Consider the following 17,865-nt stretch of genomic DNA (forward strand, 5'->3'; position numbering starts at 1 on the left):
TGGTCGAGCGGCCGTCCGCTCGCGATGTGCATCGTACATGTTGAATGCATGGAGCACATCACATGCATGATGCATGCCCCTGTGCGAGAATGACCGGAGCGACGCCTTGGAAAGAGGCCCGGCGTCCTGGCGCGAACAGGGAAGGCAGCACGCGATGGGCAGGTCGACGCGCGACGTCGAGTACGAGCAGATGCTGCTCAGCCGCCACAGTTTCCTCAGCCGCGGAGGTGGCCGGCGCGAGGACGGAGTGCTGGAGCGCAGCGCCTACATCCTGCTCAGCCGGATCAACATGCAGGGCCCGATGTCGATCGGCGAGCTGAGCGAGGCCTTCGGGCTCGACGCCTCGACCCTCAACCGGCAGACCGCGGCGGCGATGCGCGCCGGTCTGGTGGACCGCATCCCGGACCCCGAGGGCGGCATGGCCCGCAAGTTCCGCCTCACCGACAAGGGCGCGCGCATCCTGGAGGAGGAGCGGGAGGGCATCGTCGACGCCCTGGACCGGGTCATGCACGACTGGTCCGAGGAGGACGTCGTCGCCTTCGCCGGCTACCTCAGGCGTTTCAACACCGACATCGAGCGCCTGGCCGGCCGCCCCTGGCCGCGCCCCTGAGCCCTCCTTCGCCGCCCCCGCGCACTCCTGACGCTCCCAGCACGTCACACGCCGTCAGGCCGACGACCCCTGCCCCGGCGTGCTTCACCGCGGCAACGCCGCTGACGGTCCGGCTCCCCACCGCGAGGCACGAGACACGCGCACGCTGACGCGCGGGAGCGGCCCGGGCCCCGGCCCGTTCGGGCGCGGCATGCCATGCTGCCCCGGTCGGACGGGCCGCCTGCCCGCTCGCGGCACGCCGGTACGACGCGCACGCGAGGGGACAGGCGCCCGCGGAAGCCACGAGGCCGGGAGAGGCGATGAGCACGCAGGGGAACACCGCCGTCCACGCGGTGGGGCCACGAGGACGGATGCGCGGGCGCGACCCGGAGGAGGAGCACCGGGCCTCGACACCGCTGGAGCTGCTGTTCGACCTGACGTTCGTGGTCGCGGTCTCGCAGGCGGCCACGCAACTGCACCACGCGCTCACCGAGGGGCACCTGGGCGCCGGACTGGTCGGGTACACCTCGGTGTTCTTCGCCATCTGGTGGGCGTGGATGAACTTCACCTGGTTCGCCTCCGCCTACGACACCGACGACGTCCCGTACCGGCTGCTGACGCTGGTGCAGATGGCGGGCGTCCTGGTGCTGGCCGCGGGCATCCCGCAGGCGTTCGGGGACGGGGACTTCTCCGTGGTCGTGGTCGGCTACGTCCTCATGCGGATGGCGATGATCACTCAGTGGCTGCGGGCCGCCGCAGCACATCCGCAGGGACGCCCCGGGGCGTTGCGCTACGCGGCAGGCATCACCGTGGTGCAGGTGGGGTGGATCGCCCGGCTGTGGACCTCCGGCACCTGGGCCCCGGTGACGTTCCTGCTGCTGGTGGTCGCGGAGCTGGCCGTCCCCGCCTGGGCGGAGTACCGCGGCTACCGCACCGGATGGCACCCGGACCACATCGCCGAACGGTACGGGCTGTTCACCCTCATCGTGCTCGGCGAGGTCATCCTCGCCAGCCTCACCGCGGTCGAGTCGGCCGTGTCCGCCCGCGGCCTCTCCACCTCCGTCCTGCTGATCGCGCTGGGCGGTCTGCTGCTCGTCTTCGCACTGTGGTGGATGTACTTCTCCGGCGCACAGGCCGCCCTCACCAGCCTGCGCACCGCCCTGACATGGGGCTACGGGCACTTCGCGGTCTTCGCCGCGCTCGCCGCACTGGGCGCCGGGCTGGAGGCGGCGATCGACTCCGCCGAAGACCACGCCCACCTCTCGCCGCAGGCGGCCGGGCTGGCCGTGGCGCTACCGGTGGTGCTCTTCCTGGTGCTACTGGCCGCACTGCACCGGGTGGCCGGCATCGGGGCCGTCAGCAGCGGCCCCCTGGTGACCGTGGGAGCCCTGGTCGTCCTGGCGCTGGGTTTCAGCACGCCGGTGTGGGGACTGGGCGGCGCGGTCCTCGGCATGGGGCTGGCCGCCGCCGCGACCCTGACGGTCAACCTCCGAGTCCTCCACCGGCACACCGTCGCGACGGGGTGAGCCGCAGAAGCCGCGTCCCTGCTCCGGCGGGGACGAGGAGCAGTCCCCCCTCCTCCGGGCCCGCGTCGACCACCGGAGCGGAGAAGAACGGGAGCAGAAAGCCGGACCGGACCTGCAACGGCCGACCAGGCACACGCCACCCGGAGTTCCGGGCCTGATATTCGGAACCGGCAGACCAACACATTTCCGCAGCGCGGAAAGGACGCTTTCCGGCGGCGGCCCGTCGCGTAATCATGCCGCCTTTCCTTGAATTCGCCGACGCGAAACCTTTCGTTCACCTCGCATTCCCCTCCGTACACCTTGGCGGATTTCACCAGCGGCGGACGCATACGGAGAAGTGGCCGCAAACGTCGCTCCCGGTGAAAGAAATCGGTTCCGGATACAACCGGGAGCCGGGATGTGACGTCTTAACGGGTGGTCGGAAGCAGCGACCACCCGACACGTGACACCGGCCCCAGCGGCCCGGACCGCCGAACACCACGGCGGTGAATTCACCGGCGCCTTTTCGGCCTGGTCAACACCTATTTCGCGAAAGGTTTTCCGGCATGCGCACGCACCGCATCATCGCCGCCACCGCCACGCTCGCCCTCACCCTCGGCGGGACGTTGCTCGCCACCACCGCCACCGCCCAGGCCGCCACCGCGGATGCCGGCTCCCTGGTCCACCTGGACGGCGAGCTCTGGTACAAGGCCGCACCCGGGCAGGCCAACGACCTGACGGTGTCCGTGGACACGACCGACGTCGACCCGTCCCAGTTCGGAAGCGACTACCTCCTCACCTTCCGGGACCAGGGGGACATCGCCATCGACCCGAGCGAGGCGGAGAGCTGCACCTACCCGAGCGCGACCGACCACACCACCGTCCGGTGCACGGTGCCCGAACCGCTGGGCTCCGACGACTCCGACATCTACGACATCGACCTCGGGGACGGCGACGACACCGTCACCAACGACAACCCCGACACCTCTGCGACCGCCGCGATACACGGCGGCGACGGGGACGACGTCATCAAGGGCACCGGCTGGAACGCCTACTTCGGCGAGGGCGGCGACGACCGCATAGAGGGCGAGAGTTACGGCGCCTGGGGTGGCGACGGCGACGACGTCCTGACCGGCTGCTCCTGGGAGTGCCACGGCGGCGCGGGGAACGACTCCCTCACCGCGGCCGGCGGCGACGACGTCCCCACGCACACCCTGTACGGGGACGCCGGCGAGGACACCCTCCAGGGCGGGACCGGCGCCGACGTCCTCCACGGCGGTGCCGACGACGACAAGCTGTACGGCGCCCAGGGCGACGACGAGCTCTACGGCGAGGACGGCGACGACGTCCTCTACGGCAACAGCGGCAACGACCTGCTGCACGGCGGCCCGGGGCAGGACACGCTCTCGGGCGGCCCGGGCACCAACAAGGTCTACCAGGACTGAGTCATCCGCCTCCTTGCGAGGAGCGGGGAAACAGCCGCCGGAGGGTCGGGGGGTCGGGCCCCCGGCGGCCGGGGGACGGGGAGCGTCCGGCAGGCCTCACGCGGCGCCGCCGCTGACGCTCCCCTCCCCCTGCGCCGGCTCCTGTGCCTGCTGCTGGTCGGACGCGGCCCACGCCTGTTCGGCCTGCTGCTGGATGCCGGTCAGGGACTTGCCCAGCGTCAGTGCGAACTTGTCCGCCAGGCCGACGTAGTTCTTCGAGCTCTTGGCGTCGGCGATCGCCTTGAGAGTCGGATAGGCGGCGGGGAAGTGGGACTTGGTCCACGTGTCCACGAACTTCACCCGGTCGAAGGCGGCACTGAACCGCGAGTTCCGCAACCAGTTCTCGTGCTTCTTCAGCAGCGCGACGTCGAACCTCTTCAGCGGCGAGTCCCTGACCGGCCCGGTCGCCGGGGAGCCGGACGGCCGCTCACCGCCGGCACTTCCGTGCTGCGAGGATGCGGACGGGGTGCGGGCGGAGTCCGCCGAGGCGCGTGCCGGATCGCCGGCGGGGACGCTGTGGGCGGTGTCCGCCGCGGCCCCGGCGGTCTCGTGGGAGGTCTGCGCGGGGGTGGTCCCGTGTACCTGGGAGGGCGGGTTCAGCACCCGGTCCATGGCGAGCCAGTCCCGGTAGACGTCGTCGCCCCGCCCGTCGTCGTGGAACCCGCTGAGCGGCGCGTTCGTCCCGGTGCCGCTTGCGGCGCTTCCGCTCGCGGAGGTCGTGCTGTGCCCGGGCGCCGGCACGGGGACGTGGAGGGTGGCGAGTTCGTGACCGGTCGCGTCCTCGCCGGGCCGCGGCGCCGCGCGATTCCGTACCCCGCCGGCGGCCCGGGAGTCGGCCGTCAGCCTGCCCAGGACGTCCACCAGCGAGTCGATCCGGTGAGCGGCACGGCCCGAGAGGCCGGCCAGTTGGCCGACCTTCGTCATCATCCGCGTGACCTCCGTGATCGCGAGGATCACGCAGCGGCTCACGCCGACGACGAGTGAGGCACCGAAGGTCCAGGCCGCGGCGGCCAGGGCGACGATCATCGTCGCGATGATGTCGCCGAGCACCGAGGTGATCATGTCGCGAATCAGGGCACGCACCGCGGTGATCACCGCCATCGTCGTCTCGACCACGTAGCCGGTGGTGTCCACGGCCTTGCCCGCGGCCGCGATCCGCTGCGCGTGGCCGTCGACGCTCTCGCGGCAGCCGTCGGCGGCCGCACCCTCCCAGGAGGCGGTGTGGGCGCGGGCCGACGCGGTCATCTCCTCGGCCGTGTTGCGGAGGTCCTGTGCGTACTCGTGCAGCGACTCCGCGATCGCGGCCACCGCCTTCGGGTCCCCCGCCAGCATGTCGAGCGGCTCGCGCAGGAACGCCACGTGCTCGATCAGCCAGCCCAGCCCCGCGGCGGTCAGCTTGCCCAGTGGGTCGAGGCCGACCGAGACCACGTCGAGCACCGAGGAGACCACGCCGATGCCGATCTCTGCGGCGGCGGCAGCCCGGTCGCCGTCCTGGGCGCTGCGCACCCCCTGGACCAGCCCGTTGAAGCTGTCGACGATGCCGGCTCCCGAGGACCAGTCGGATGAGGTGACCTCCAGTTGCGACACCGGGTCACCCCTCGGCCAGGGCCCGGGAGAGCTGCACGTTGGCCTGCTCGGTGTCCTCGTACACCGAGGCGGTGTCGCGGACCGTCCTGGAGACGTCGCCGATGGTGTGCGCCAGGTCGTCGAGATGGCCGGCCGTCACCGCCATCGCGATCCGGGCGGGTACGCCGAGCACCTGGGCGAGCAGCACGCCGAAGGCGTTGACGTCACCGCCGTTGAGCGTGTGCACGCCTTCGGAGACCCGCTGGATCGCGGAGGCCGTGCCGTACTGGAGGGAGTCGGCGAACCGCCGCAGGCTGTCGGTGTCGACGCCGACCGCGCCGCTCTGTGCCATCCCGCCCTCAACTCCCCGCGCTCGACGCTTCGGTGGCGGCCCGCGTCACGCCGGGCCCCCGGGACGCCGGCGGCTGCCGGCGTCCCGATCCGTGCGCGGGCGCACGTGCCCCGGGGGCGTCGCTCCGCCCGCGGCGTCCACGAACGGGGACAGCACGTCCATCGCCGCGGGGTTCCCGCCGACCAGGTCGCCGAAGGCCGCGCGGACCTCGCCTCCCGCGCGTGCACTCGCCTCGCCGACGAGCTTCATGACCAGCGCCGCCAGTCGTTGGGGCGGCAACGCCGAGGCGTTCCGGCCGAACGCGATGTCGAGGAGGTTTCCGCTCGCCCCCACGGTCACCGTCACCGACCGGTCGGGTGCCGTCCGCGTGACGGCGCACCCGGCAACGGCCTCGGCGGCCCGCCGCGCCCTCGCGCCCAGCTCCGCCACGTCGGTGTCCAGGTGGCGCAGCATCTCGTCATCCGATCCGTAACGCATGGGGCAAGATCACCCCAACCAGGCGGCCCTGGACGGACGCCGAGGTGAACTGCGGACGACGGCGCCGCAAACCTCAAGGCCACTGGTCACCGGGGCGACGCGACGGGCGCGGCAAGGCCCTGCTCGCCGACCGGGCGAGCGTCCGTGCGAGCGGACGACGGCAACGGGGCGCGCCGCGTCGGCGGCCCGGCTGGGGTCGGCCGGGCGGTCAGCCGAGGAAGAGCGGGAACCTTCCGGCCGCTTCCCCGAGTGCGGCCGCCTCCGCCGCGGTCGGGGCGCGGCGTCCGGTGGCGACCAGAAGGGCGTCCTGGTCGGAGAACGAGGCGGGCAGAGCGGCCCCGGCGATCCTCTCCACTGTCCCGCGGGACCGGCTGAGCGTCTCCGCGGGAGGCCCCGCCACCCCGGGGAGGTGTGCGAGGAGGTCGAGGTGGTGCAGCGTCCACTCCAGGACGTATGCGCTGAGGTAGTCGTCCACGGTGAGGACCTCCTCCCGGGTCATGACCCGGCGGTGCCGGTCGGCGAGCGCGGCGGCGCGACCGGCGGCGGAACCGACGTCGTCGAGGTGGTACTTCAGCAGCCGCGGCTCCTGGTACGCGGCGGCCAGTCGCACGGTCAGCGCGTCGAGCGGGTCGTCACCGGTGGGCGGTGCCTCGGCGAGCTCCCAGTAGGTCACCGCGTCGCGAGTCGGTTCCGCCTCGGTGGGGGTGGAGAGGGTGATCAGGACGTCCTGTGCGTCGATGACCAGGTGGCACACCAGATCCCGCACGAGCCAGCCGGTGCAGCCGGAGGGGCGTGCGAAGGCCTCGTCGGGGAGATCGGCGACCGTGGTCCGCAGGACCGTCCACGCACGGGAGAAGAGATCCATTCCAGCAGCGTACGGCGGCGCGGCGACGGCAGGCAGATCCCGTTCGCGGGCCGTCCAGCCCGGAGACAAGGCTCCGGTAGCTCCCCGCCGGGGCCCGGACCCTCGCGATCCGCTCCGGGGCCTGGGATCCTCCTGCACCATGCCCGAAGGGGCGTCAGGCCCCGGAAGACAAGGAGGAGACCGATGGCTGACGAGACGATCGGCATCGTCGGAGCCGGCATCGTGGGACTCGCCACCGGCCGCGAGATCGCCCGGCGCCGTCCCGGCACCCGGGTGGTGGTGCTGGAGAAGGAGCGGGAGGTCGCCGCCCACCAGACCGGTCACAACTCGGGCGTGGTGCATGCCGGGATCTACTACACCCCCGGCAGCCTCAAGGCCCGGCTGTGCACCAGGGGCATGGCCATGCTCCGCGAGTACTGCCAGGAGCGGGGGTTGCCGTACGAGGAGTGCGGCAAGCTCGTGGTCGCGGTCACCGACGAGGAGCTGCCGCGGCTGGCAGCCCTCCACGCCAACGCGCTGGAGAACGGGGTGCCCGGTGTGCGCCGGGTCTCGGCGGGCGAGCTGCGCGAGATCGAGCCGCACGCGTCGGGCAGCGCCGCCCTCCACTCCCCGCGTACCGCGATCACCGACTACACCGCTGTCGCCCGTGCCTTCGCCGAGGACGTCGAGGCGGCGGGCGGCGAGGTGCGGCTGGGGTTCCCGGTCAGCCGCGTCACCCGGCGCGCCGGTGGTGGCGTCGAGGTGGCCTCGGCGGCCGGCTCCCTCAGGGTGGACCGCCTCGTGCTGTGTGCCGGACTCCACAGCGACCGGGTCGCGCGTCTGGCCGACGACGGTGCGGAGCCCCGCGTCGTCCCGTTCCGCGGCGAGTACATGACGGTGCGGCCGGAGAAGGCGCACCTGGTACGGGGCCTCATCTATCCGGTCCCGGACCCGCGGTACCCCTTCCTCGGCGTGCACTTCACCCGCAGGGTCGGCGGGCAGGTCGAGGTCGGGCCCAACGCCGTGCTGGCCTTCTCCCGGGAGGGCTACCGGCTGACCGACGTGGACCCGCGCGAGCTGCGGAGCCTGGCCGCCTTCCCCGGTATGTGGCGCATGGCGCGGACGCACTGGCGCACCGGCGTCCGCGAGATGTGGGGCTCGCTGTCGGTGCGCTCCTACATGAAGGCCGCTGCGGCCTACGTACCGGACATCCACGCTGCGGACGTGGTGCGTGGCGGGGCCGGTGTCCGCGCCCAGGCGCTCGGCCGGGACGGATCGCTGGTGGACGACTTCACCGTGCACCGGGTCGGGCCCGTCACCGCTGTCCGTAACGCTCCCTCACCTGCCGCGACCTCCTCCATGGCGATCGCGGAGCACATCGCCGAGGCGGTTCTCGACGAGCAGTGGGCAGCCTGAGGGTCCGGTGGCCCGCAGCGCCGCAGCGGTCACCTGCCGCGCCGGCGGCCTGCGTTCTCGGGGTGACGGGGTGACGGGGTGACGGGGTGACGGGGTGACGGGCCGGGGGGGCGGCGTCCGTCCGGCGTTCCCGGCACTGCCGGTGGCCCCCGAAGCGCTGCCGGGCCGAAGGCATCGGCCGGTACGCGGGACAGGGGCCGGGGCGGGGGGCGGACAGGGCAGGTGTGGCCGGACGCCGGCCCGTCCCGCCCCGTCGCGGTGGGGAGACCGGTGCGGTTACGGCCGCACCGGTGTGCCGCCGAAGGTCACGTCCAGGGTGCCGTCGGCCGCGTAGGACCAGTCCATGGCGCCGCTGTAGGAGGAGCAGGCGGGGCCGTTCGTCCCGAGCCAGAACTGGTTGGAGCTGTCGGCGTCGCCCACGGTCTTGTCGTTGGACCCGTCCTCGCTGCGGCACGAGACGTTGTCGCGGAAGACCGACGTCCCCTTGTCGAAGGAGAAGTTGCGCTCGCCGTTGTCGATGCTGACGTTGTCCGAGACCGTCATCGAGCCGGGGTTGCTGTTGTAGGTGAACCCGTGCTTGCCGTTCTGGTACGCGATGTTGTGCCGGACGACGTGGTCGACCTTGATGTCCTCGCCACCGAGCTTGAACCCGTTGCGGTCGCCGCTCTTGTTCTGGGTGCCGTCGGTGAGGGTGCCGTTGCCGTAGGAGAGGGAGTCCTCGATGGTGACCGCGCCGATGGGGCCGGTGTCGTCCTTGGTGTAGAGGTCCCAGCCGTCGTCGATGTTGTGGTGGGAGACGTCGTAGCGGAAGACGTTGCCGGGGCCGGCGGTGAGCTTGGCTGCGAAGCCGTCGGCGTCCTCACCGTCGGAGTCGGCGTTGTCGTGGGACTCCACGCTCAGGACCAGGTTGTCGGACGGCCACTGGTCCTGGGGGGTGTCGGAGGCGATCCGGGAGATCTGCAGCCCCGAGTCGTGGTTGAAGCGGGTCTCGGAACGTTCGATGACGTTGTGGCTGCCGCCGACGAAGATGCCGTTGTCGCCCGCGTGCTGGACGGTCAGGCCGGTGAGGTGCCAGTAGGACCCGTTCAGCGCGAGTCCGCGGTTGGCCGAGTCCTCGCTCATGGCCGAGAAGTCCAGCACCGGGGTCTCCCCCGGGTAGGCGGACAGGGTGGTGCGCGCGGCGGCGGTGCCGTCGTCGCCGGGTGGGATAGTGACCGTCCGCGCGTAGGGGTAGGTGCCGCCGCGCAGGTAGATGGTGCCGCCCGGGCTGACGCGGCCGATCGCCGCGTCGAGGGTGGTCGGGTCCGACTCCGTTCCGGCCGCGCCCTCGGAGCCGTCCGGCGCGACGTAGAGCGCGCCGGCGGCGAGCGCGCGGCCCGGGTACTGGGGCGCGGGGGCGGCGGCCGTGGTGGCGGCGGGCAGGGTCACGACGGCGCCGGCGGCCAGGGCGGCGCAGGCCAGTAAGGACAGCGGGGTTCTGGGCTTCATGGGTCCTCGTCCTTCTCGGTGTCGCCTGCGGGGCAGGCGGGGGAGTGCGACTCAGGGACGGAAAGCGCTTGCCACGCTAGAAGTGCGCCATGGGCACGTCAATAGGTGGGACACGGGGAAAGCGGTACCGCGACGAGGTGGGGCCGGCGGCGGCACTCCCGGGCAGCCTGCGACTGCGGACGCCCGGGGTCCGCGCGACGACGGGGTCCCGCGAGGACGGGGGGCCGGCCCCCGGCACGGACCAGGCGGGTCCGGGCGCGGGGCCGCCGAGGTCACACGTGCGTGCGGGAGCGGCCCTGGAGCGCGCCGGCGACCCGGGGGCCGACCCACCGCTTGATCTTCTTGAGCGTCTGCAGACTGTCGGCGGCCTGGTCCAGCCGGTAGTACCACTGGGGTGGCACGTAGGGCAGCAGCGGCGAGTGCCGCTGGCCGAGCAGCGCGAACATCTGCTCAGGGGGCAGGCGCAGGTAGCGCGGGAGGTTCTCGTACCACTGGGCGCTGTAGCGGGCGGCGCTCTGCACCGGCAGGAGGGCGGCCTTCCGCTCCGACTCGTAGGCGGCCAGGGCGACGTCCAGGTCGCCGCCGCCCTGAAGCGCGCGGGCGAGGGCCGCGGCGTCCTGGAGGGCGAGGGTGGTGCCGGCCCCCACCGAGTAGTGCGTGGTGTGGGCCGCGTCGCCGAGCAGTACCAGGTTGCCGTGGTGCCAGGTGCGGTTGGTCAGGGTGCGGAAGGTCTGCCAGGGCAGTCGGCCGCCGGACACCTGTCGCGTGGTGAGGCGGTGGCCCTGGAGCGGGTCGGCGAAGAGTTCTTCCATCAGCGCCAGCCCCTCGGCCGCCGAACACTGGTCCAGCCCCAGCCCCCGCGCCGTCTCGGGCGCGCACTCCACCACACAGGTGCCCTGCTCCTGGTCGAACGGGTAGGCGTAGCACCAGATCCAACCGCGGGGGGTGTCCCGGAAGGCGAAGGTGAAGGTCGGGAAGGCCCTGGTGGTGCCCAGCCAGAGGTAGGTGTTCCGGCCGGCGGTCTCGAGCGGGCCGAAGTGCTCGGCGCCGGCCTGCCGCAGCCGGCTCCGCACGCCGTCCGCCGCGACGACGAGGTCCGCCTCGGGGAGGTCGCCTGGCGCAGACACCTCCCGGCGGTGTTCCACGTGCACGCCCAGTTCGCGGGCCCGGTCGGTGAGGATCTCCAGCAGGCGGTGGCGACCGATGCCGTGCCCCTGGTCGCCCTCCTGGTGGACGACGGCCTGGCCGACGTGCGCCGTCCCGCCCTGCCAGCAGACCGAACTCCTGCGGATGGTGGCGGCGGAGACCGGGTCGTGCGCGTCGAGTTCCTCGATGAGCGCACGCCAGTAGGTGACCCCCCACCCGTAGGTGGCACCCGCCTCGTCGCGCTCCAGGACGGCGACCTGGTGGGCGGGGTCCTGCCGCTTCATGAGGAGGGAGAAGTACAGGCCCGCAGGGCCACCTCCGACACAGACAACCTTCATCGAGCACTCCTGGGCACCATCGACAAGGACAAATCGCCCAAACGATAGCAATCCGCATCACGGTGTGGTGTGAGTCCGGGCTCGACAACCGGACGGGTGTCGGATAACCGAGGAGGGAGGCGGAACGGCACGCGGACCGGGCCCGGGGAGGGGCGGGGCCCGGCCCCCGCGACGACAGCAGGCGAGGGCGGCCGAGGCCGCAGCCGTGGGGCGCGCTCACCCCTCCCGGCGTGCGGCCGTGAGCCCGTCGATCATCACGCCGACGGTGAAGTCGAAGCGCTCGTGGGGCGTGCCGGCGGTGAGCTCGGTGGCGTAGCGCCTGGTCTGGGGGAAGCCGGCGGGCAGCGCGGCGAACCGGCGCAGCAGTTCCTCGCGGCTGACGACCCAGTCCTCGCCGCGGCCGAGCCGTCCACTCGCCAGCGAGAACTCGAGGCTGTAGGCGTTGACGTAGAGCATCAGCGAGTCGATCGCCCAGGCGGCGGCCTGCGGCTCGATACCCCCGGCGAGCAGGACGGCGAGCATCCCCTCACCGACACGCAGGGTGTCCAGGTTGGCGGGGGCGGCGGCGAAGGCGGCCTGGGAAATGCCCGGGTACCGCAGGTACTGGTCACGCAGCCGGGTGCAGATCCAGGCGATCTGCTGCCGCCATTGCGCGGGGTCCGGCTCCGGCAGCTCGACCTCGGCACACAGACGGCCGATGAGCAGCTCGTCCAGGTCCTCCTTGTTGACCACGTGGGCGTAGAGCGAGGACGGCCCGGTCTCCAGCACGGCGGCCAGACGCCGCATCGTGAGCGCGTCGTACCCCTCCCGCTCCACGATGCCGAACGCGGTGCTGATGATGGCGTCGACCGTGATCGGTTTCTTCCGGCCGCCGGACGGCCCTCGCCGCGTCGCGGGCGCTGCCGCACCGGTGCCGAGCTGGTGCCGCGCTGCGCGCCGTTCCTGTGGAGTCGGTGACATGAGGAAAGTCTAGCCAGCCGGCGAACAGCGTTCCGCATGAATCAGAACGGCGTTCGCCTTGCAGCGAACAGCGATCGTATGTAGAACGGTGTTCGTGACTATTACCCAGCGCCCACCCCGGGCGCCCACGTCCACGCTGCCGCTGCGCACCGCGTGGCTCGTCCTGGTCGTCGTCGTGGCGGCCGACATCATGGATCTGATCGACTCCAGCGTCGCCAACCTCGCCGGCCCGTCCATCCGCGCGGACCTCGGCGGCGGAGAGGGCACGGTGCAGTGGGTGCTGAGCGCCTACACCGCGGCCTTCGCACTCGGCCTGGTCACCTCGGGCCGGCTCGGGGACCTGCTCGGTCGCCGTCGCCTGTTCCTGCTGGGCATGACCGGTTTCACCCTGACCTCACTGGCCTGCGGCCTCGCCCCCGGCACGGTCTTCCTCATCGTGGCCCGCACCCTGCAGGGGCTGTGCGGGTCGGTCATGATCCCGCAGGGCATGGCACTGGTGAAGGTCGTCTTCCCGCCCCGGCACCTGCGCAGGGCGCTGACCCCGATCGGCCCGCTGATGGGCCTGACCATGGTGGGCGGCCCCATCCTCGCCGGCTGGCTGCTCCACCTGGACCTCTTCGGCAGTCAGTGGCGCTCCATCTTCCTGATCAACGTCCCGTTCGGTCTCGCCGCCCTGGGACTCGGCGTGCGTGTCCTTCCGCACCGCGGCGGCGAGGACCCGGCGGCCCGCCTCGACCTCACCGGCGTCGGACTGCTCACCGCGGCCTCGGCTCTTCTGATCGTCCCGCTCATCCAGGGACGCGAGCTCGGCTGGCCCGCCTGGACGTACCTCATGCTGGCCGCAGCGGTCGCCCTGCTCGTCCTGTTCGTCGTCTCCCAGCGCCGCAGCGACCACCCGGTCATCACTCCGACGCTGTTCCGCAAGCGCAGTTTCGTCGTCGGCCTGGTGATCGTGGCCGGATTCCACGCGTCTTTGAGCGCGTTCGTCCTCGTCGTCAACCTGCTGCTGCAACAGGGCCTGGGCTGGACGCCGCTGCACACCGGCCTCACGCTGATCCCCTGGGCGCTGGGCACCGCCGTCGCCGTCCTGCTCGCCGGTGCCGTGCTCGCCGAGAAGCTGGGCCGCGCCACCCTGCACCTCGGCCTGGCCGTCGCCGTCATCGGGCTGCTGGGCCTGTGGCTGACCGTCGCGCACTGGGGCACCGGCCTCACCTTCCTCAGGCTGGCCCCCGCGTTGCTGCTGACCGGCTTCGGCTCGGGGCTGGTCTTCGTCCCGCTGGTCGACTTCATCATCGGCGACGCCACCACCGAGGAGGTCGGTACCGGCGCCGGCCTGCTCAACGCCGTCCAGCAGTTCGCCGGCGCCATCGGCGTCGCCGCCCTCGGCACGCTCTTCCTCGCCCACGCCGGGCACCACCCGTCCCCGCGGTCCCGCCTCGACGCCGCGGAGCTGGTCTTCGCCCTCGTGGCGGGCCTGAACCTCCTGACGCTGCTCCTGGTGGGCCTGCTGCCCCGGCACGCCCAGCAGGCACACGGCCCGGCCTGACCGGCCCGCCCCGGCCGGTGCCGGCCCGGCGAGGGTGACGCCCGCCGCAGAACCGGCCCGACGGGCATGAGGGGGCGGGGCCGGGACAGACGGGCGGTATGTTCCGCATCGGTGCCGCCTGCCTGCCCGCGCTGCTGACCGCCGTGGCCGTCTGCCTCGCGGTCCTCCTCTCGCCCCTGTGGTGGATCGCCGTGGTCCTGTGCGGCGCGACGGCCGCTCTCGCCGTCTTCGACCTCGTGCAGAAGCGCCATTCGGTGCTGCGGAACTACCCGGTGCTGGGGCATCTGCGCTTCGCGCTGGAGGGGCTGCGGCCCGAGTTGCAGCAGTACTTCGTGGAGCGCAACTTCGACGGCCGGCCCTACGACCGCGACACCCGGTCGATCGTCTACGAGCGGGCCAAGGGCGTCGACGCGGAGGAGCCGTTCGGCACCGAGCGCGACACCTACGCCGAGGGGTACGAGTACCTCACACCCTCCATGGCCCCGGTGCCGGTCCGCGAGGACCCGCCCCGGGTGCGGGTGGGCGGCCCCGACTGCCGCAAACCGTACGATATGGCGCTGCTCAACGTCTCGGCGATGAGCTTCGGCTCCCTCTCCGCCAACGCGGTCCTCGCCCTCAACACGGGTGCGGCCCTGGGGGGGTTCGCCCACGACACCGGCGAGGGCGGCCTCTCCGAGTACCACCTGCGGCCCGGCGGTGACCTGGTGTGGGAGATCGGCACCGGCTACTTCGGCTGCCGCACCGAGGACGGCGGCTTCGACCGGCGGCAGTTCGCGGACAAGGCCGCGCACGACCACGTCCGGTGCGTGTCGCTGAAGCTCTCCCAGGGCGCCAAGCCGGGGATCGGCGGGGTGCTGCCCGGCGGCAAGGTGAACGCGGAGATAGCCCGCGTCCGAGGGGTGCCCGAGGGCCGCACCGTCATCTCGCCGCCGTACCACGAGGTCTTCTCCACGCCGCGCGAGCTGGTCCGGTTCCTGGCCGAGATGCGGGAGCTGGCCGGTGGCAAGCCGACCGGGTTCAAGCTCTGCCCCGGGTCACGCGCCCAGTTCCTGGCGGTCTGCAAGGCGATGCGCGAGGAGGGGGTGACGCCGGACTTCGTCGTGGTGGACGGTGCCGAGGGCGGCACCGGCGCGGCACCGCTGGAGTTCGCCGACCACCTCGGGATGCCGCTGACCGAAGGGCTGAACACCGTCCACAACGCCCTGGTCGGCACCGGACTGCGAGACCGGGTGCGGATCGGCGCCAGCGGCAAGGTGGCCACCGGGACCGACATGGTCAAACGGATGCTGCAGGGCGCCGACTACCTCAACGCCGCCCGCGCGATGATGTTCGCGGTGGGCTGCATCCAGGCGCAGCGGTGCCACACCAACACCTGCCCGACCGGCGTGACCACGCAGGACCCGAAGCGCGCCCGCGCGCTGGACGTGCCCGACAAGTCGCAGCGGGTGCAGCGCTTCCAGGAGGCGACCGTCAAGAGCGCCCTGCAGATCATGGCCTCGATGGGCGTCCACGATCCGGCCGAACTGCAACCCCACATGCTGCGCCGACGCGTCGACGCGGGCACGGTGCGGTCCTTCGCCGAGCTGTACGACCGGCTCGCACCCGGAGAGCTGCTGGCCGGCCCGCCCGAGTCGTGGGCCGCGGACTGGGAGGCCGCCGACCCGGACCGGTTCACGCTCTGAGGTGCCGCGCCCCGGGCGCGGGGTCGGCGGCCGGAGGCCGCCGGCGTCCACCCGGTGACGATGCCCACCGGACGCCGCCCGCGGCGGGTGGGCGGGGGCCGCGTCAGGGGCGGTAGGCGCCCGGCTCCCCCAGGTAGGGCTCAGGACAGGCGACGCCCTCCTCCGGCGACCAGTCCAGCAGGCGCACTTCCGCGATCGTGGCCATGTGGGTGTCGGCGGCGGCCACCGCGGCGGCCGGGTCGCCTGCGCGCACCGCGTCGAGCAGGGCGCGGTGCTCGGCGAGGGAACGGGCCGGCCGGCCGGGCTGCCGCAGGGACTCCTTGCGGGTCTCGGTGACGTAGGGCGCGAACTGGTCCATGAGCGCGGCCAGGACGCGGTTGTGCGCCGCGGCGTAGACGGCCTCGTGGAAGCGGCGGGTGGGTTCCTCGGCGAGGCCGCCCGCCTCGATCTCGGCTGCCATCGCCGCCAGCGCCTCCTCCATGACGGTCAGGTCCGCCTCGGTGCGGCGGACCGCGGCGAGCTGTGCGAACTTCACCTCCAGGGCGTGCCGCGCCTCCAGCGCCTCGGGGAGCCGACTGCGGCGCTCGGCGAGCTGGGCCACGCTCTCGGGGCTCTCGGCGCCCTCGCGGAGCAGGTAGCTGCCACCGCCCTGCCGGGTGGCGATGGCGCCCTGCACCTCCAGGATCAGCAGCGCCTGCTTCACCGACACCCGGCTGACGCCCAGCCGTGCCGCGATGTCCCGCTCGGCGGGCAACCGGTCACCGACCGTGAGGCCCGCTTCCCGCACGTAGGCGCGGAGGCGCTCCGCGAGCTGTTCGGGCAGGCGGGTGCGGGTGATCGGGCTCAGCGCGTCCGACACATCGCGTCCTTCCGTCGGGTGGTGGTGGTCCGGGGGGCTTGCCCCGTGCACCCCCAGTGTAGCTATGGTGGTCACGTGGCCAGGTGGCCTAGCCAATTTCCACCTGGTCGCCCCGCCGGTCCTGCTCGGTTCCGGGCCGCCCGGCGTGCACCCACGTCAGAGCCGAAAGGGACCGACGCCATGTCCGACCGCACGGATCTCGTCCTGCGCTCCGCCCGCGACCTCGTCGCCATGATGACCAGCCACGAGGTCTCCGCCCGCGAGGTGCTCGACGCGCACCTGGAGCAGATCGAGAAGGTCAACCCGCAGCTCAACGCCGTGGTCACGCTCGTGCCGGAGCACGCCGGCAGACTGGCGGAGCGCGCCGACCGCGCCGTGGCGAAGGGCCGGGTGCTCGGCCCGCTCCACGGCCTGCCGGTCGTCCACAAGGACCTGGCCGACACCGCCGGCATCCGCACCACCTACGGCTCGCCGCTCACCGCCGACCACGTGCCGGAGCGCGACACCCTCGTGGTGGAGCGCATGGTGGCCGCGGGCGCCGTCACCACGGGCAAGAGCAACACGCCCGAGTTCGGCACCGGCTCGCAGACCTACAACCGGGTCTTCGGCGCCACCGGCAACGCCTACGACCCGACCCTGACCTGCGGTGGGTCATCCGGCGGCGCGGCCGTGGCGCTCGCCACCGGCATGGCCGCGCTCTGCGACGGTTCCGACATGGCCGGTTCCCTGCGCAACCCCGCCTGCTGGAACAACGTCGTGGGCCTGCGTCCCAGCACCGGGCGGGTGCCGCTGTGGCCCAATCCCCGTCCGGTCTTCACCCTGGCCCAGTACGGCCCGATGGGCCGCACCGTGGGCGACGTCGCCCTGCTGATGCAGGTCCTCGCACGGCCCGACAGCCGCTCCCTGCTCGGGGCGCCCGAGGCGGACTTCGCCGCGCCCCTGGACCGGGACTTCACCGGCGTGCGGATCGCCTGGTCCGACACGCTCGGCGGCCTCCCCGTCGACCCCGAGGTCACCGCCGCCATGGCGCCCGCCCGGATCCTGCTCGCCGACACCCTCGGTGCCTCCCTCGGACCCGCCGAACCCGACCTGAGCGGCGCGGACGAGGCCTTCGACATCATGCGGGCCGCCTACTACCGAGGGGCCCACGCCGACACCTACCGTCTCCACCCCGACCAGTTCGGCGAGAGCGTGGTGTGGGAGATCGAGCAGGGCCTGCGGCTCACCGTCGACGACCTCGGCCGCGCCGAGACGCTGCGCGCCGCGGCCCACGACCGCATGCACGCCTTCCTGGCCGACCACGAGTTCCTCATCGCCCCCGTGGTGCAGCTCCCGCCGTTCCCCGTCGACGAGCCCTGGCCGCGCGAGGTGGCCGGCGTCCGGCAGTCGTACTACCGGGAGTGGATGCGGATCTGCTCGCGCATCTCCCTCACCGGCAACCCTGCCGCCTCCGTGCCCTTCGGCTTCACCGGGGCCGGACTTCCGATCGGCCTCCAGGTCATCGGCCGCCACGGTGACGACTTCGGCGTCCTGCAACTCGCCCACGCCGTGGAGACCGCGACCGGGGCCTGGCGCCGCCACCCCGCGCTCGCCCTGTAGACCCGCCGCCCCGC

At 72.7% G+C, this 17,865-nt stretch carries 15 protein-coding genes; 7 read left to right on the top strand and 8 right to left on the bottom strand.

All coding sequences use genetic code 11. From position 1 onward, the window contains the following. Window positions 1-154 precede the first annotated feature (154 nt). From ACFV3R_RS19475 to ACFV3R_RS19485, 3 genes are all read left to right on the top strand, one after another. Window positions 155-610 carry a MarR family winged helix-turn-helix transcriptional regulator gene (locus ACFV3R_RS19475; RefSeq protein ID WP_385584111.1) on the top strand — a complete coding sequence of 152 codons (456 nt, stop codon included), beginning with the start codon at window positions 155-157 and terminating at the stop codon, window positions 608-610. 299 nt (window positions 611-909) lie between these two features. Further along, on the top strand, window positions 910-2,115 hold the full coding sequence (locus ACFV3R_RS19480; protein ID WP_385584114.1) for a low temperature requirement protein A: 1,206 nt from the start codon (window positions 910-912) through the stop codon (window positions 2,113-2,115). A 545-nt stretch (window positions 2,116-2,660) separates the two neighbouring features. Further along, entirely contained in the window at window positions 2,661-3,539 is an 879-nt protein-coding gene (locus ACFV3R_RS19485; RefSeq protein ID WP_385584117.1) for a calcium-binding protein, read from the top strand. Between the two features lie 96 nt (window positions 3,540-3,635). Here the strand turns inward: ACFV3R_RS19485 and ACFV3R_RS19490 are convergent, their stop codons facing one another. From ACFV3R_RS19490 to ACFV3R_RS19505, 4 genes are all read right to left on the bottom strand, one after another. Beyond that, on the bottom strand, window positions 3,636-5,165 hold the full coding sequence (locus ACFV3R_RS19490; RefSeq protein WP_385584122.1) for a hypothetical protein: 1,530 nt from the start codon (window positions 5,163-5,165) through the stop codon (window positions 3,636-3,638). 4 nt (window positions 5,166-5,169) lie between these two features. After that, complete coding sequence (locus ACFV3R_RS19495) at window positions 5,170-5,496, bottom strand: hypothetical protein (RefSeq protein ID WP_385584124.1); 327 nt, start codon at window positions 5,494-5,496, stop codon at window positions 5,170-5,172. Between the two features lie 45 nt (window positions 5,497-5,541). Further along, window positions 5,542-5,973 carry a YbaB/EbfC family nucleoid-associated protein gene (locus ACFV3R_RS19500; RefSeq protein ID WP_385584126.1) on the bottom strand — a complete coding sequence of 144 codons (432 nt, stop codon included), beginning with the start codon at window positions 5,971-5,973 and terminating at the stop codon, window positions 5,542-5,544. A gap of 208 nt (window positions 5,974-6,181) precedes the next feature. Continuing rightward, window positions 6,182-6,838, bottom strand: a complete 657-nt coding sequence (locus tag ACFV3R_RS19505) for a maleylpyruvate isomerase N-terminal domain-containing protein (protein WP_385584129.1) — start codon at window positions 6,836-6,838, stop codon at window positions 6,182-6,184. A 183-nt stretch (window positions 6,839-7,021) separates the two neighbouring features. Between ACFV3R_RS19505 and lhgO the strand changes: the two genes are divergently transcribed. Further along, window positions 7,022-8,233, top strand: coding sequence for an L-2-hydroxyglutarate oxidase (gene lhgO, locus ACFV3R_RS19510; protein ID WP_385584132.1), 1,212 nt, complete (start codon window positions 7,022-7,024; stop codon window positions 8,231-8,233). Between the two features lie 276 nt (window positions 8,234-8,509). On the opposite strand, the gene ACFV3R_RS19515 is transcribed toward lhgO, so the two are convergent. From ACFV3R_RS19515 to ACFV3R_RS19525, 3 genes are all read right to left on the bottom strand, one after another. Beyond that, a complete protein-coding gene (locus ACFV3R_RS19515; RefSeq protein ID WP_385584134.1) occupies window positions 8,510-9,721 on the bottom strand; it encodes a right-handed parallel beta-helix repeat-containing protein in 1,212 nt (403 codons plus the stop codon). 272 nt (window positions 9,722-9,993) lie between these two features. Continuing rightward, entirely contained in the window at window positions 9,994-11,205 is a 1,212-nt protein-coding gene (locus ACFV3R_RS19520) for an FAD-dependent monooxygenase (protein ID WP_385584139.1), read from the bottom strand. Between the two features lie 216 nt (window positions 11,206-11,421). Then, window positions 11,422-12,165: a TetR/AcrR family transcriptional regulator gene (locus tag ACFV3R_RS19525; protein WP_385584143.1), complete on the bottom strand. Its 744-nt coding sequence runs from the start codon at window positions 12,163-12,165 to the stop codon at window positions 11,422-11,424. Window positions 12,166-12,259: 94 nt separating this feature from the next. On the opposite strand from ACFV3R_RS19525, the gene ACFV3R_RS19530 reads away from it, so the two are divergent. Then, on the top strand, window positions 12,260-13,711 hold the full coding sequence (locus tag ACFV3R_RS19530; protein ID WP_385584146.1) for an MFS transporter: 1,452 nt from the start codon (window positions 12,260-12,262) through the stop codon (window positions 13,709-13,711). A gap of 98 nt (window positions 13,712-13,809) precedes the next feature. Next, complete coding sequence (locus ACFV3R_RS19535; RefSeq protein WP_385584149.1) at window positions 13,810-15,393, top strand: FMN-binding glutamate synthase family protein; 1,584 nt, start codon at window positions 13,810-13,812, stop codon at window positions 15,391-15,393. A 103-nt stretch (window positions 15,394-15,496) separates the two neighbouring features. Here the strand turns inward: ACFV3R_RS19535 and ACFV3R_RS19540 are convergent, their stop codons facing one another. Further along, on the bottom strand, window positions 15,497-16,252 hold the full coding sequence (locus ACFV3R_RS19540; RefSeq protein ID WP_385584152.1) for a FadR/GntR family transcriptional regulator: 756 nt from the start codon (window positions 16,250-16,252) through the stop codon (window positions 15,497-15,499). Between the two features lie 180 nt (window positions 16,253-16,432). Here ACFV3R_RS19540 and ACFV3R_RS19545 point away from each other — a divergent pair, with 180 nt between their 5' ends. Further along, on the top strand, window positions 16,433-17,851 hold the full coding sequence (locus ACFV3R_RS19545) for an amidase (RefSeq protein ID WP_385584155.1): 1,419 nt from the start codon (window positions 16,433-16,435) through the stop codon (window positions 17,849-17,851). The last annotated feature ends 14 nt before the right edge of the window (window positions 17,852-17,865 follow it).

The organism is Streptomyces sp. NPDC059740, from assembly GCF_042733155.1.
Taxonomy (GTDB): Bacteria; Actinomycetota; Actinomycetes; order Streptomycetales; family Streptomycetaceae; genus Streptomyces.

What these genes read in the sequence shown, in the direction of transcription:
- ACFV3R_RS19475 (WP_385584111.1), top strand. Translation starts at nt 155, where the DNA reads ATGGGCAGGTCGACGCGCGACGTCGAGTACGAGCAGATGCTGCTCAGC.
- ACFV3R_RS19480 (WP_385584114.1), top strand. Translation starts at nt 910, where the DNA reads ATGAGCACGCAGGGGAACACCGCCGTCCACGCGGTGGGGCCACGAGGA.
- ACFV3R_RS19485 (WP_385584117.1), top strand. Translation starts at nt 2,661, where the DNA reads ATGCGCACGCACCGCATCATCGCCGCCACCGCCACGCTCGCCCTCACC.
- ACFV3R_RS19495 (WP_385584124.1), bottom strand. Translation starts at nt 5,496, where the DNA reads ATGGCACAGAGCGGCGCGGTCGGCGTCGACACCGACAGCCTGCGGCGG.
- ACFV3R_RS19500 (WP_385584126.1), bottom strand. Translation starts at nt 5,973, where the DNA reads ATGCGTTACGGATCGGATGACGAGATGCTGCGCCACCTGGACACCGAC.
- ACFV3R_RS19505 (WP_385584129.1), bottom strand. Translation starts at nt 6,838, where the DNA reads ATGGATCTCTTCTCCCGTGCGTGGACGGTCCTGCGGACCACGGTCGCC.
- lhgO (WP_385584132.1), top strand. Translation starts at nt 7,022, where the DNA reads ATGGCTGACGAGACGATCGGCATCGTCGGAGCCGGCATCGTGGGACTC.
- ACFV3R_RS19515 (WP_385584134.1), bottom strand. Translation starts at nt 9,721, where the DNA reads ATGAAGCCCAGAACCCCGCTGTCCTTACTGGCCTGCGCCGCCCTGGCC.
- ACFV3R_RS19520 (WP_385584139.1), bottom strand. Translation starts at nt 11,205, where the DNA reads ATGAAGGTTGTCTGTGTCGGAGGTGGCCCTGCGGGCCTGTACTTCTCC.
- ACFV3R_RS19525 (WP_385584143.1), bottom strand. Translation starts at nt 12,165, where the DNA reads ATGTCACCGACTCCACAGGAACGGCGCGCAGCGCGGCACCAGCTCGGC.
- ACFV3R_RS19535 (WP_385584149.1), top strand. Translation starts at nt 13,810, where the DNA reads ATGTTCCGCATCGGTGCCGCCTGCCTGCCCGCGCTGCTGACCGCCGTG.
- ACFV3R_RS19545 (WP_385584155.1), top strand. Translation starts at nt 16,433, where the DNA reads ATGTCCGACCGCACGGATCTCGTCCTGCGCTCCGCCCGCGACCTCGTC.